Here is a 14,034-nt window from a genome sequence, read left to right as displayed (position 1 = left end):
CTCATTGACCGGTTGCATCGGATAATTTTACAAGCTCGCCGAGGCGCTCGGACTGTCCTGCGACGAAGTCATTGAAATCCTTGGGACTTCCGCCGACGAGATTGATGTTGAGCGCGCTGAATCGCTTGATGACATCCGGCTGCTGCAGAATTTTGTTTATCGCGACGTTCAGCTTTTCGATGACAGCGGGATCTGTTCCCTTGGGCGCGAATATGCCGTGCCAGGACGTGTAGACCATGTCGACACCCTTTTCCTTGAGGGTGGGAACATCAGGAAGGACCGAAACCCGATCTTCGCTGGTGACGGCAAGGGCGGTAATGGATTTGTCGAGTACGCTGGGGATGAGCGTGCCGTCGATCATTGCGCCGACTTCGCCCGCTATTAGGGCCGTGCGCGCAGGGCCGGAACCCTTGTAGGGAATATGAACAGCGTCGATCCCGGTGAGCGATTTGAAATATTCGAAGGCGAGGTGTTGAGCGGTTCCAACGCCGGCGGAAGCATAGTCCACAAGTTCGGGATCCGCCTTGGCTGCCTTCAGAAAAGAATCGAGATCATCAAAGCCGAGTTTGGGACCGACGCCCAGCACCAGAGGAACGGAGGTGATCTGGATAATCGGATCGAAATCGGTAGCCGGGTCATATTTCAAATTCTTGTAAACATGCGGATTGATGCCCATCGTCGCGATATCACCGACGACGAGCATATAGCCATCGGGCGCGGCCCCAGCGACCGCACCCATGCCAACGGTTCCGCCTGCTCCGGCTTTGTTTTCGACAACGACAGGCTGACCAAGAATTTCCGAAAGGGAAGCGGATACGGTGCGGGCGATGAGATCCGTATTCCCGCCTGGGGGATAAGGCACGACAAGGTGCACCGGCTGCGATGGCCAACTGTCTTGTGCCAAGGTGGTTTCTGTAATTCCTAAAATCTGAACAGCCGCTACGCAGCCAATCAACAGATGCTTGATCGACATGGTCATGCATTCCTCCCGACACGATTTTCCTCTCCGCTTCCTCCAGCAGAGATCATCTTGAAATAAGTATTGGAAAGAGGATGCTATGTTCCAATAAGAGATGCTTATCAATAGAGGCGTATCATGGACATTCAGCAAATTCGGGTCGTCATCTCGCTTGCCGAGCATCTTCATTTCGCCAATGCAGCTCGGGCCCTGGGGATCAGTCAGCCGGCTCTGTCCCAGAAGATTCAGCGTATCGAGGACGAGATCGGTACGTCACTTTTCGTGAGAACCCAGCGGCAAGTGGCACTGACCGAAGCCGGTCGGGCGTTCCTGGCCGATGCGCAGGAGGTGGTCAGCAGGTTCGAGACAATGCTCAACCACACAAGGAGCGTTGCCAAGGGGGTGATCGGGAGGCTCAGGATCGGATTTGTCGAGAATGCGAGCTTCCACATCATCCCGCAAGCGACTGCTCTGCTTCGCAGCACCCGGCCTTCTGTCCATCTCGAACTGCACGAAATGATTTCTGCCGAGATGCCGGACGCGCTCGCGCGCAAATCCATCGACGTGGCGGTGATGCGACCACTTCTGGATGCGCAGGCACTGGAAAGCCGACTTGTCCTGACGGAGCCTTATTGCGTCGCCTTGGCCGCGAACCATCCGCTTGCGACGCTCGATCAGGTGCCTTTGCGGGAGCTCTGTCCGCTCCCGTTCATCATCGCCGGAGGTCCAAAGGCGCAATATCTGAAGGACCAGTTTCGGCCGGCGTTTTCTCGTTTAGGCTTCAATCTGAAGGTGGGGCAGGAGGTCAACCAATTGCCGGCGATTATCGCGCTCGTTGCCTCCGGGCTCGGGTATACGATGCTGCCCCGGTCCGCCACGGGCCTGACGATCCCGGGCGTCGTTTACCGCCCACTGGCGGATCAGGAGGCGCCCAGGGCGCAGCTCGTTGTTGCCTGGTGTGAGAAGGCGGCGCCCCCTCTTGTCGATGCCTTCGTTCGAATTTGCACACAGCTCAAGATCGCGACTGCCTCGGATGAGGATGCTGGCTGAAAGGTGCCGCGTCGCTACTGAGCAGTTCGCATGTCGTCGCAGCGGAATAAGCAGTGCAGCCGTCCAAGTCATCGCCCTGGTGGACAGGACGCCTATCTGTTCGCTTTAGCACCAGATGATTATCGCGAATTCTTGGTCCTGATCATGTTCCCAAGCCGGCAATTCCTTCCGTCGGTTTGGAACGTTCCGGTCACTTCCATGCTTGAAGTGACAGCTATTTTGGCGAAGTCATATGACAATTTGTGTGCTGCTTGTGTGCAGCAGTTCGGGATCATTCTTCCGCCACATGCGTTGTCCATTGCTACCCGGCCCGTTCGACAGAATCACAAATGGCCGGGCCACGAAATATTTGAAGGAGTACAGGGATGAAGAAAATTGTTGCCGCGGCGGTTGCCGCCCTTCCGGTTCTGGCGAGTAGCGGGTCCGCCATTGCGGCCGATGTGATTTCACGCGGGGCTCCGGTCTACGAGGAGCCGGACCAGCGTGATGGCGTACGCATCGGCTATCTCGATTGCGCGATCGGCGGCGGCGTCGGTTACGTGCTGGGTTCGGCGAAGCAAGCCGATTGCGTTTTTACTACGGCGATCGGCAGCGAGCCGCTTGACCGCTACACCGGCGTTGTCCGCAAGATGGGCGTCGATCTCGGCTTCACCACCCGCTCACGCCTGATCTGGGCCGTCTTTGCCCCGACCGCCGGTTATCATCATGGATCGCTCGGCGGCCTCTACCAGGGTGCGACGGTGGAAGCCACCGTCGGCGCGGGCATAGGCGCCAATATTCTCGTCGGGGGCACGTCCGGCTCCATCCATCTGCAGACGGTGAGCGTCACCGGCCAGCTTGGCCTCAATCTCGCCGCCACCGGCACCTCCGTAACGCTCACTCCCGCAAGCTGAGCTTGATTCCAGCCCCTCCCGAAAAGAGGGAAGGGGCTGGAATGAGCTTGGGATCAATCGAAGGGCGAACGATCCTGGGAGCGATCAGGCTTGCGGGGGCTGCGGTTTGTTACGGCGCATCTGGCCAAAGCGGAACCGGTCTGCCGTCGCTGCCCGAACCATCATCATTTCGCCGATCGTCTCATGCGTCATCAGGCCGATCAGCCGGTCCATGCCATCCACGACGGCGACAGCCGGCACATTGGATCGCTGCATCAGCCGCAAGCTTTCCTGGAGGGGTTTGCGATGATGGATTTTCGGAATGTCGGTGCGCATCGCGCTCACCACAGGCGTTTGTGGACCTTTCTCCTTCAATGCCCGTATCATGTCGTCGCGCGTCAGCAGACCCTCGAAATGCCCTGACGTGTCGACCACGGGAAACTCGCGCTGGGTGGTCGCGAGCAGCATCTCGATCGCGTCGCCGATATTTGCTGCGTGCTGGAGCCGCGCGAATTTGGTGATCATCACATCACCGACCAGAACGCTGCCCACGACATCGCGGATCTGCGCGTTCTGTGCCTCGGCAGCCGCGGCCAGATAGACGAAGATGGCAATGAAGATCAGCAGCGGATTATAGAACAAGCCGATGAAGCCGAACACGAAGGCAAGCCCCTGACCGATGGTCGCCGCAATCTGCGTCGCGCGCGACCAGGAGAGACGCGCGGCGAGGGCGGCGCGCAACACCCGGCCGCCATCCATCGGAAAGGCCGGGATCATATTGAACAGCACGAGGAAGATATTGACGCCGGCGAGCCTGGCAAGGAAGCTCAGGCGCGGGTCCTCGATATCTGTCGTCGCCTCCAGTCCCGTCGATCCACCCAGTGCAAGGAGGATCAGCGCGGCTATCGCGACATTGACCAGTGGGCCGGCGACGGCGATCACGAATTCCTGGCCGGGCTCTTCCGGCATGCGTTCGAGCCGAGCCAATCCACCGATCGGCAGCAGCGTGATATCGGGTGTTTTGATGCCGAAATAGCGCGCCGCGGCGATATGGCCGAATTCATGCAGAACCACGCAGATGAAGACGGCGACGATAAAGGCGACGCCTTGCCAGGCCGCCGGGGCACCGCCGATCCGGTAGTGCATCAGCCATATCCAAACAAGCAGGAGCGCGAAGGTGATATGGACACGCAATGCCGTGCCGGCGATCGTTCCGATCTTGAAGGACCAGGCCATGGTTTGCCATCTCTCGAGACGCTGCCGCTGGTCCTCCCCTATTTAGGAGGCGCTGCGGGGATGACCAGTATTCTCAAAATCAGGCCTTGTTGCAATCCGTCTGCCGTGTTGGCTATCTGCCGTACTCAATTTAAGGTGCCGGCCGCCATTGCGATGGATCATCGCCCGGATGGGGCCACTCAATCTTTCTGTTGCAGTTATTGCGCCGCCGTTGTCGCCGTACCGGTCAAGCAGCGTTTCGGGCAGGAAGGGGCGCGGCGAAGTATTTTACTTAGTGCGGCGGCGTTCTTCGCATTGCATACATAGCTGATATACTCGCGATCATTCGTGCCGAAATCCGGTATTCCGCAGGAAGCAGCCATCACTTTTTCGGCTTGCTTCCAGAGCGTCTGCACGACCTTGGCCGTCTGCGGCGCCTTCAATCCCGTCCATGTCTTGGGATGATCTTTTCGCGCTTCCGTCGCATATCCCATCACAAACGCCATCATCGCAGCCAGTCCATCGCGATGGTCGACCTGGCTGTCACGGTTGCGCAGCGCGGTGAGCCTGGTGGCCGCGTTCAGATCGTGACTGAAGGCATTGAGTTCATCGAGAAGATACATGAAATCGTCAGCCGAGGACGCCGCGCCTGGCCGAAGATAGGTCTGGATGAAGAGAGTGTCATTGAAATTCCTGGCCATCTGCCCGGCGATCAGCTTTGGTGCAAAGAAATGCTCAACTGCATGCCGGCGCGGGATATTGCCGCCCCCGATCAGCGGATAGGCGTCCCGCTCGTCCGTGAGATTGTGTACCGATTCGTGCACTGCGGTCGCAAGACCAAGCTGAAGATCATCACAGGTGATCCAGGTGGTGAACTGGCTCTTGTCCTTCATCGCCCGGTAAATTTCATATCCAGGACGAGAAAGCCGTTGAAGGCTGCGAATTGCCGATGCATGGCAGTCAGTATTCTGTGCGGCATCGGCAGTTTGAGAAAGGCCGAAAAAGGCAAAAAAAATAACGGCTGCTTGGACAGTTCTATGCATCTTCCAACCTTTGAAAATATAACTATTTCGGAGAGATGCCACGAAGTAAGCGTCATGATTTTGTCGAGAGAATGTCCATGTAAAATCAACCTAAATGTATTGAATATTCAAGAATAAATAAAAATTATTCGGATTGTTTAAAGCAGAGTAAGTTTTGTTTTTCTTTTCGTTTAGCGGACTTCTAGAACATCGACTACAGTTCCGCAGGTTAGGTCCGCTTCGGCCGAAGGGGGCGACTGGCGGATTGGTACTGAGCATATGTAATTCTCTATCTGAACCCAGGAGAAATTAGTCATGATGAAGTCCTTCAAGACAATCTTTGCAATTGCCGCTCTGGCCGGAGCATCGATGGTTGCAATGTCGGTTTCGGTTGAAGCCGCGGAAGCAAGGAACAAGAGGCCGATTGCTACCACCAAAGTCGACACGACCTATCAGCAGGGGGCAACCACCCGGAAGGTTCGCAACGTCACCAAATACAGGGATGTTGTGCGTCGGAAGAACGTAGCGCATACGCGCCGTATCGTGAATGTTACGCGTATTCAACCTGTCACACGGGTCAATACGATTACCCGCGTCCATAACAAGACCGCCGTGATCCGTCAGAACCGCTATGGCTCTCAGACGAATGTTCTTCCGACCCGCCATGTAAGGACGGGCAAGACAATCGTCAATCGCGCCAAAGTGCGCCCGACCTCGGATACGGTTTATCGCTACAAGACTGTTCGCAAGGTCAAGAACGTCACCCGTTATCGGGATGTCAACAACACCCGTTATGTGCGTCACGTTAATCGTATCGTGAAGGTCAATAACGTCCAGCCGATCGTGCGTACGAATGTGGTCACACGCATTCATGAGCGTCCGCGCGTCGTAACCCGCGATCAGTATATCAATAAGGTCGAGTACCTGCCGGAACGCACGATCCGCACCGCCAAGACGGTTCGGGTCAACCAAGGCGGCCGGCGCTAAGCATGGCTATTCCGACTAACTGAACCTCAGTTACTCAACACGAAAAAGACGGCGGGCCGCCATTCTTGCCCGCCGTCTTTTTTTGTGGTGCGCCAGGCATGGTGCGGGTGCGTAAGCACGGTTTGGCCGGGGTGGCATCCGGCCGATGATTTTGAGATGAAATTCCTCTGGGCCTTCACGTTGCCGAACGTCGTCTCCGACTTGTGCTTGATGCCGTCATAGAAGGCCTGAATGGTGTCTTCCTTGAAGTGCGGCGTTCGTCGAGTGCAATCAGGCGACTGTTGACGAAGGCGCTGCGCTCGCTTAAGCCCGCATTGTCGCCGAAGAACGTCCGCTGGCCGGTCGCATGGACCTCGGTGAGCTTGGCCAGGAGGTGACGGCAATTTCCGCAACTCCCGTTTCAGCCGGCCTGCTGGATCAGGCCTCGCCGAAGCCGGACAGGAAGGAGGCGAGGTTATCGCCAAGCGCGTCGCAAAGATAGCCGCCCTCCTGGATGATGACGGTCGGCAGCTTCAATCCGGCCGTGCGTTCGGCGATGCGGGCAAAGCCGCCGGTGCTGACGCCGAGCCCGCCGAAGGGATCGCCCTTGAAGGCGTCCAACCCCAGCGCGATGACGAGCGCATCGGGCGCGAAGGCACGGATGCGCAGGAGCGCCGCATCGAGCGCTTCAAGGAAGACGTCGTCGCCGGACCCGCGCGGCAGCGGCAGGTTGTAGTTGTAGCCCAGACCGGCGCCTTCGCCGCGCTCTGCCGCATGGCCCCAGAAGAAGGGGTAGAACCGCACCGGATCGGCATGGATCGACACCGTCATCACGTCGCTGCGGGCATAGAAGATGCCCTGCGTGCCGTTGCCGTGGTGCAGGTCGATGTCCAGAATCGCAACCCGGTCGCAGGTCTTGCGAAGCACCTGCGCGGCGATCGCGGAATTGTTAAGGAAACAGAACCCGCCGGCAAGATCCGCGAAGGCATGATGGCCGGGTGGACGCGACAATCCGTAGGCTGCCTGCGTGCCGCCGTCACGCACGGCAATGGCGGCCTCGACGGCGCTTTGGGCGCTCCAATAGGCCGAATCCCACGTCTCCGCTGAAATCGGGCAAGCGGTATCGGCCATGTGGTAGCCGGCTTGGCCGGCGGCCGAAGCCGGGTAGGGGAAATCGCGCCGATCGGGGTGGATGTTCGGCACGACCTCGGGCGAAGCTTCAGGTATGCGCTGCCAGCGCTCGAATATCGTCTGCAGGAAGGCGATGTATTCCGGCGTGTGGATGGCGGCAATGGGACCAAGGCCATGGTCGCACGGCGCGGTTTCCTTAAGGCCCGCTGCCCTTGCGCCCGAAAGAAGCCGCTCGATCCGCTCGGGAACTTCGGGATTGTCCTGTTGGGCTCCCGATGAAAGGAACATGGATGGATCGTGCCGGCGCTGCGCCTCGGCGAAGACGAATTTCATAATGACTCCTGTTCTGTTTTCCCCGGCCCGCCGGTGGCCTCTCCGTCAGAAGGCGACACGGTCACCTCCCTTGAGGCCAAGTATCGCGCGCGCTTCATCGGGCGTTGCGATCTCGAAACCGAGCGTCTCGACGATCTTGCGCATGCGTCCGACCTGTGCGGCATTGCTTCTCGCCAGTTCCCGGCTGTTGCCGTCGGTCAAACTGTCTTCAAGGCCGACGCGAACGTTGCCGCCGATGATCGCGCCCATGGTGCCGAGCGGCATCTGGTGTCGTCCCGCCGCGAGCACGGAGAAGCGGTAGGCGTTGCCCATCAGGCGATCGGCGGTGCCTTTCATCGCCATCAGGCTCTCCGGCGAAGCGTCGATCCCGCCCAGCACGCCGAGCACGAACTGCACGAAGACCGGCGGCTTGACGTGCCCCGCCCTCAGGAACCATGCCAGCGTCTGAATATGGCCGACGTCGTAGCATTCGAATTCGAAACGCGTGCCGCATCCTTCTCCGAGATCGGCAAGAATGGTCTGGATGTCGCCGAACGTGTTTTTGAAGACCACATCCCTCGTCGCCTCGAGAAATGGCTGCTCCCAGTCGTGACGCCACGTCTCGTATCTCCGGGCGAGCGGGAAGATGCCGAAATTCATCGAGCCCATATTGAGCGAGCACATTTCCGGCTGCGCCGCGCGGGCGGCGGCCAGCCGCTCGTCAAGTGTCATCTGCGAGGAGCCGCCGGTCGAAATGTTGAGGACCGCGTCGCACCCCTGCTTGATGCGCGGCAGGAACCTCATGAAATCCTCTGTCTTCGCGCTCGGCTTGCCGGTCGCCGGGTCGCGTGCGTGAAGATGCAGGATCGTCGCTCCCGCCTGGTGCGCGGCCAGCGCCTGCTCGGCGATTTCATCCGGCGTGACCGGCAGATGCGGGCTCATGGTGGGCGTGTGGATAGAGCCCGTGAGGGCGCAGGTGAGGGTGATTTTCTCGCTCATGGCGTCGCCTAGCGTCCCGAGGGCAGGCCGAAGCGGGAGACAAGGGCGGTCAGGCTCTCTTCCAGCGTCGTCACGATTTCGGCGATATGGGTCTCGTCGGCGATCAGGGGTGGACAGATCATGAAGTGATCGCCCTCGATTCCGCCGCGTGTGCGCCGCGAATAGATGATCAGGCCACGCTTGTAGGCCTCCTCGACCAGATGCACATGGGCCTCGATTTCCTTCGGCAATGGCTGCATCGTCTGCCGGTCGGCCACCAGTTCGAATGCGAGGAGAAGCCCCGTGCCGCGTACGTCGCCGATGACGGGAAACCGTTCCATCAATCCTTCGAGTTCCCGCTTCAGCGCAGCGCCGGTGGTTTCGGCACGCCTGACCAGGTTCTCGTGGTCGATCTCCTGCAGCACGGCGAGACCAGCCGCGCAGGCGAGCGGATTGCCGGCATAGGTGTAGCCGTGGATGAAGCCGCCGGCGGCCAGCACCGGCTCGACGACGCGCTCGTGGGCGACCATCGCGCCAAGCGGCACGTAGCCCGAGGCGAAGCCCTTCGACAGCGCGATGATGTCGGGCTTCAGGTTCCAGTGCTCGGCGGCGAGGAATTTGCCAGTGCGGCCGGCCCCGGTCATGACCTCGTCGAGGATCAGCAGAATCCCGAACTCATCGCAGATCTCGGCAATGCGGCGGTAGTAGCTGTCGGGTGCGACGAGCGCGCCGGTGGAAGCGCCGCCCACCGGTTCCATGATGAAGGCGAGAACGGATTCGGGTCCTTCCTCGATGATCTTGTCCCTGAGCGTCTCCGCATATTTCAGCCCGCGCGCCTCGTCGCTCAGATTGTCGCGGTCGAGATAGGCGCGCGGCGCGGGTACCTTGGGCATCATCCGCATCATTGGCGCAAAAGGGGCCGTCATCGGCGCGTAGCCCGTCAGCGCCAGCGCTCCGAGCGTGGCGCCATGGTAGGAAGGCTCGCGCGAAATGATCTTCCAACGTTTGCCGTGCCCCGTAGCCACCGCCCACTGTCGGGCAAGCTTGATCGCGCTCTCCACGGCCTCCGATCCGCCGGAGACGAAGAAGACGCGGTTCAGCCCCTCGGGCATCTTCTCGGCCGTCAGTAGGGCAAGTCTTTCCGCCGGCTCGTTTTCGAAATGCAGCCGGTAGCCGAACGTCGCCTTGGCCATCTGCTCGCGCATGGCTGCGAGGACCCGCTCGTTGCCGTGGCCGATATTGACCACCATCGCGCCGCTCGAACCGTCGAGATAGCGCTTGCCGTCGACGTCCCAGATATAGACGCCACGCGCCTCGCTCAGGAGCGGTCGGCGCTGGCGGGTCTGATAGAACAGATTCGAGGGGGGAGGGGTGATGGAGTTCATGGGTGCTTTTCTGGTGGAACGAGGACGCAATGGTTGCTGTCGAGGACTGCGGTGACCCTGGCGCCGGCGCGCAAGGGGGCCGTGCCGATAGGATTGAGGGCCTGGATGCTGTGGCCGCAGAAATCGATGAAATAGCGCGCCGCCTGACCCTGGTAGTCGACGGCGGTGACAGTGGCCTTGCGGGCGATCATGCCTTCAGGCACGTCGCCCGGCTGTTCGACAAGTTGCAGCCGCTCTGCTCGCACCACAAGCGCGGCGGCGTCGCCCGGCTGGAGCTTTGCTGCGCGCAGAGCCGGCACCGGCACGGATCCGACGCCTGCAACCTCGGCGATCACATGGTCGCCGTCGCGCCCTTTCACGGTCGCGGGAATGAGATTGGCGTTACCCAGGAACCGCGCGACGAAGGCCGAGGCCGGATTGACATAGACATCCTCCGGCGCGCCGACCTGCTCGACATGGCCGCTGCGCATCACCACGACCTTGTCGGACATCGCAAGCGCCTCGGACTGGTCGTGGGTGACGAAGATGGTGGTGATGCCGAGCTGTTCCTGGATGCGCTTGAGTTCGACGCGCATGTCCTCGCGCAGATTGGCGTCGAGCGCGGAAAGCGGCTCATCGAGAAGCAGTACGTCGGGTTCGATGACGATGGCGCGCGCCAGCGCGATCCGCTGCTGCTGGCCGCCGGAGAGCTGGGCGGGATGGCGGTCGCCGACGCCGGGAAGCTGGACGAGGTCGAGCGCCTTCTGCACACGATCGGTGATTTCGCGCCTCCCCACGTCGCGGTATTTCAGGCCGAAGGCGACGTTGTCGAAGATCGTCTTGTGCGGAAACAGGGCGTAGTTCTGGAAGACGAGGCCAAGATTGCGCTTGTGGATCGGCGTTGCCGTGACGCTCCTTCCCTTGATGCGGATGTCGCCTTGGCTCGGCGACAGAAGCCCGGCGATCATCCTGAGCGTCGTCGTCTTGCCACAGCCCGATGGCCCGAGCAGCGTAACGAAGGCGCCTTCTTCGATTGAAATATCCATGGCGTGGACGGCCGTCACCGCGCCGAAGCGCTTGACGATGCCCTCAAGGGCTACGGCTGGTTGTTGCTCGGTCAAAGGTTCTGCTCGCTGTTGACGGGGATGCCGGCGGGAAAAGGCCCCCGCCGGTTAGACCATGATGACGGTTTTTCAATCGCCATCATCGTCTGGTCATTTGCTTCAGCATGATCCCGAAAACCGGTGCCCACTTTTCGGGATCATGCTCTGTTGCCTGATCAGTAGCCGGCTTCCACCCGGCCATATTGCTTGGCCCACTCGGCCTCATGGCTGTTCCAGTATTCGGGCTCGAAGAAGTTCAGCGAGGCAAGCGTTCCCGCCGGATCGAAGGCCGGAAGCGAGGGAACGATCTTGCCGAGATCGACCTTGTTCGGATCGAGCGCCGGCGGATAGAACTGTCCTTCGGCAACGGCGATCGCCACTTCCGGCTCCAGCATGAAGTTGACCAGTTCCTCGCAGGCTCCCATCGGGCTGCCTTTCAGGACGAAGATGCATTCCTGCCAGCCCAGGCCGCCGGGCGGGTCGAAATAGCCGATGTCGTGACCCTGGTCCTGCAGGGCTCGGATACGGCCGGACCAGCCCTCAGTGACGTAGATTTCCTCTTCGGCCAGAAGGCTCATCAGTTCTGCGCCGGAGGCCCAGAATTTCAGCACCGTGTCGCGACTGGTGCGGATCGCGTCCCACACAGCCTCCATGTCCTCGATCTTGTTGGGGTCCTGGCCGGTCTGGAGTGCGGCATACCAGATACGGGTCTTCCAATCGCTCCAGCCGCCGATCTTGCCCTTGTAGGCCTGGTCGATGAGGATATTCGCGCCCTTCTCGGCGATCTCTTCGTCGGAGATATGCTTCCGGTTATAGGCGAGGCCGGTCGTTCCGTAATTGTAGGGTACGGCCGAAAGCGTGCCATCGGTGATCTTGCGGAACACGTCCTGGAGCGCCGGGATGACATTGGCGAGATTGGGGATGTTCTCCTCATTGAGAACCGAGCTCAGCCCCTGATGGTGGTAGCGCGCGTAGTCGAATACCCCGGAAAGATGGGCGAGATTGAATTCGCCCGGCTGGCCAGCCTTGATCCGCGCCAGGTATTCGTCGGCGCCGCCGAACGTCCCGTCGACGACAGTGATGCCGGTTTTCTCGGTATAGGGATTGAAGGCATGTTCGCGGAAGGCTTCCGAGACGACACCACCCCAGCCGTCGAAGCGGACCTGTTTTACATCCTGTGCGCGGGCGAAACCCGAGAACGGACCGCCCATCACCCCGTAGGCCGCCGCCGATGCGCCGATCAGGCCGAGAAACGTGCGGCGCGGCAGGCCGCCTTCCCGGTAGCGGTCGAGCAGGCGTTCGTAGCGTGTGGTATTGTCCATGGTTATTGCTCCTCTGGTTTTGCCGTTTTGGTTTTATCGTGTTGCAGGCGTTGTCTCCGCCCGTTCATGAAGGATCTCATCGCAGCCGTGCCGCCATGCGCCGCGCGAGCGCCATGCCGATGAGCGGCAGAGCCACCGTCAAGACGATCATCACGGTCCCCAGCGCATTGATTTCCGGCGAGATCGAATTGCGTAGCATCGCGAAGATCTGCGTCGGCACGGTCTCGACGCCCCCCGGTTTCCAGAACATCGTCCCGGTGATGTCGTCGAACGAGATGGTGAAGGCGAACAGCAATCCGGCCAGTACCGCCGGCATCAGAAGCGGCAGCGTGATGGTGAAGAATGTCTGTACCGGATTGGCGCCAAGGCTCAGCGCCGCCTCCTCGTAGTCGCGGCGGATGCCGACCAGCCGGGCCTGGACCACGAGCAGCACGAAAGGGAGCGTGAAGATGACGTGCCCGAGCAGGAGGAGCGGAAAGCTCTTCGGCATGTCGAGCCAGCGCAGGAACAACAGGAGTGCGACGGCAAGCACGACTTCCGGCACGAGAATCGGCGCGATCATCAGGGTGGAGATGACGCTCTTGCCGGGGAAACGATAGCGGACCAGCGCCAGTGCGGCGAGAATGCCCAGCACCGTCGAGGTGATGGCGGTCAGCGCGCCGAGCATGAACGAGACGCGGAATGCGCGGATGATCGCGTCGTTGTTCCAAAGTTCGCCGAACCACCGGAGGCTCACCCCCTCCATGGGGAAGGAGCCGAACTGGCTTGAATTGAACGACAACAGCACGACGATGGCAACCGGCAGGAACATGAAGCCGTAGACGACGATGGTGAAAAGCCTGATGATCGACCAGCCGCTCATGCCATCACCCGAACGACTTTGCGATCTGGCCGACGCCGACCAGCCGGTTGTAGACCAGGACGACGCTGCCAAGCACGACCAGCAGAACGATCGAGAGCGCGGAGCCGAGCGGCCAGTCGAGCTGGGTGATGATGGCGTCGAAGACCAGATTGGCGAACATTGCGTCGCGCGGCCCACCGAGAACTACCGGTGTGATATAGGTCCCCGCCGACAAGACGAAGCACAGCAACGCTCCCGCCGCCAGACCCGGCATAGAAAGCGGCAGCGTCACCTCCCGGAAGGCCTGCAGATCGGAAGCGCCGAGCGACCGCGCCGCATCGAGAAGATTGCGGTCGATCGCTTCCAGGCTCACATAGACATTGAGCACCATGAAGGGCAGCAGGAAATGGACGAGGCCGAGAATGACCGACCCTTCGTTGTAAAGGAGCCGCATCGGTTCCGAGATGATCCCGAGCGTTAGGAGCAGCGAGTTCAGCCCACCGCTGGCACCGAGGATGTTGATCCATGACATGGTGCGGATGATGTAGCTGATCCAGAAGGGAAGGATGAGCAGGAGGAGCAGCAATGTCTTGTTGCCGGTTCGCGACATGGCGATGAAATAGGCGGGCACATAGCCGAGCACGATACAGAAGAGGGTGGTGACGAGCGCGATGCGCAGCGTCTTGAAGAGGATGTCGCGGTAGAACGGATCGGTGAGCACCTCGATCCAGTTGTCGAGATGGAAGCCGGACGTGTCGGCGCCGGTCGCCGTCCGCAGCCAGAATGAATAGACGAGGATGAACATCACCGGCACGACGAGCAGCAGTGTCACCGTTGCCAGTGCGGGCGACAGCAAGAGCCAGGGCCGCATCGCGGATGCGCGTCCGTCCATAAGAATAG

The 14,034-nt window shown here is 60.4% G+C and carries 13 protein-coding genes and 1 pseudogene; 3 read left to right on the top strand and 11 right to left on the bottom strand.

The genetic code is table 11. The features are described from left to right. Window position 1: 1 nt before the first annotated feature. On the bottom strand, window positions 2-1,141 hold the full coding sequence (locus C5748_RS05565; protein ID WP_158259815.1) for a Bug family tripartite tricarboxylate transporter substrate binding protein: 1,140 nt from the start codon (window positions 1,139-1,141) through the stop codon (window positions 2-4). Here C5748_RS05565 and C5748_RS05555 point away from each other — a divergent pair. Then, window positions 1,097-2,008: a LysR family transcriptional regulator gene (locus tag C5748_RS05555; protein ID WP_146119480.1), complete on the top strand. Its 912-nt coding sequence runs from the start codon at window positions 1,097-1,099 to the stop codon at window positions 2,006-2,008. The genes C5748_RS05565 and C5748_RS05555 overlap by 45 nt on opposite strands. 365 nt (window positions 2,009-2,373) lie before the next feature. After that, entirely contained in the window at window positions 2,374-2,901 is a 528-nt protein-coding gene (locus tag C5748_RS05550; RefSeq protein ID WP_105740925.1) for a DUF992 domain-containing protein, read from the top strand. An 84-nt stretch (window positions 2,902-2,985) separates the two neighbouring features. Here the strand turns inward: C5748_RS05550 and C5748_RS05545 are convergent, their stop codons facing one another. After that, window positions 2,986-4,116: a site-2 protease family protein gene (locus C5748_RS05545; protein WP_105740924.1), complete on the bottom strand. Its 1,131-nt coding sequence runs from the start codon at window positions 4,114-4,116 to the stop codon at window positions 2,986-2,988. 197 nt (window positions 4,117-4,313) lie between these two features. Then, window positions 4,314-5,180, bottom strand: coding sequence for a hypothetical protein (locus tag C5748_RS05540; protein WP_146119479.1), 867 nt, complete (start codon window positions 5,178-5,180; stop codon window positions 4,314-4,316). Window positions 5,181-5,432: 252 nt separating this feature from the next. Between C5748_RS05540 and C5748_RS05535 the strand changes: the two genes are divergently transcribed. Continuing rightward, window positions 5,433-6,104 (top strand): hypothetical protein, encoded by a 672-nt coding sequence (locus C5748_RS05535; RefSeq protein ID WP_105740922.1) that lies wholly within the window; start codon window positions 5,433-5,435, stop codon window positions 6,102-6,104. Window positions 6,105-6,274: 170 nt separating this feature from the next. Here C5748_RS05535 and C5748_RS28800 read toward each other — a convergent pair. From C5748_RS28800 to C5748_RS05495, 8 genes and pseudogenes are all read right to left on the bottom strand, one after another. Continuing rightward, window positions 6,275-6,364, bottom strand: a pseudogene (locus tag C5748_RS28800) (phosphohydrolase); the annotation flags it as partial. A 157-nt stretch (window positions 6,365-6,521) separates the two neighbouring features. Then, on the bottom strand, window positions 6,522-7,547 hold the full coding sequence (locus tag C5748_RS05525; RefSeq protein WP_105740921.1) for a histone deacetylase family protein: 1,026 nt from the start codon (window positions 7,545-7,547) through the stop codon (window positions 6,522-6,524). 45 nt (window positions 7,548-7,592) lie between these two features. Next, a complete protein-coding gene (gene kce, locus C5748_RS05520; protein WP_105740920.1) occupies window positions 7,593-8,525 on the bottom strand; it encodes a 3,5-dioxohexanoate:acetyl-CoA acetone transferase in 933 nt (310 codons plus the stop codon). Between the two features lie 8 nt (window positions 8,526-8,533). Next, entirely contained in the window at window positions 8,534-9,889 is a 1,356-nt protein-coding gene (locus C5748_RS05515; RefSeq protein WP_105740919.1) for an aminotransferase family protein, read from the bottom strand. After that, entirely contained in the window at window positions 9,886-10,989 is a 1,104-nt protein-coding gene (locus tag C5748_RS05510) for an ABC transporter ATP-binding protein (protein WP_199194709.1), read from the bottom strand. Before C5748_RS05510 ends, C5748_RS05515 begins: the two co-directional genes overlap by 4 nt. Before the next feature lie 158 nt (window positions 10,990-11,147). Continuing rightward, entirely contained in the window at window positions 11,148-12,293 is a 1,146-nt protein-coding gene (locus C5748_RS05505; RefSeq protein ID WP_105740918.1) for an extracellular solute-binding protein, read from the bottom strand. A gap of 76 nt (window positions 12,294-12,369) precedes the next feature. Next, complete coding sequence (locus C5748_RS05500) at window positions 12,370-13,155, bottom strand: ABC transporter permease (protein ID WP_105740917.1); 786 nt, start codon at window positions 13,153-13,155, stop codon at window positions 12,370-12,372. A 4-nt stretch (window positions 13,156-13,159) separates the two neighbouring features. Continuing rightward, on the bottom strand, window positions 13,160-14,026 hold the full coding sequence (locus C5748_RS05495; RefSeq protein WP_245428824.1) for an ABC transporter permease: 867 nt from the start codon (window positions 14,024-14,026) through the stop codon (window positions 13,160-13,162). Window positions 14,027-14,034 lie beyond the last annotated feature (8 nt).

This window comes from Phyllobacterium phragmitis (assembly GCF_002980495.1).
Lineage (GTDB): Bacteria > Pseudomonadota > Alphaproteobacteria > Rhizobiales > Rhizobiaceae > Paramesorhizobium > Paramesorhizobium phragmitis.
This window is presented reverse-complemented; position numbering and strand designations above follow the sequence as displayed.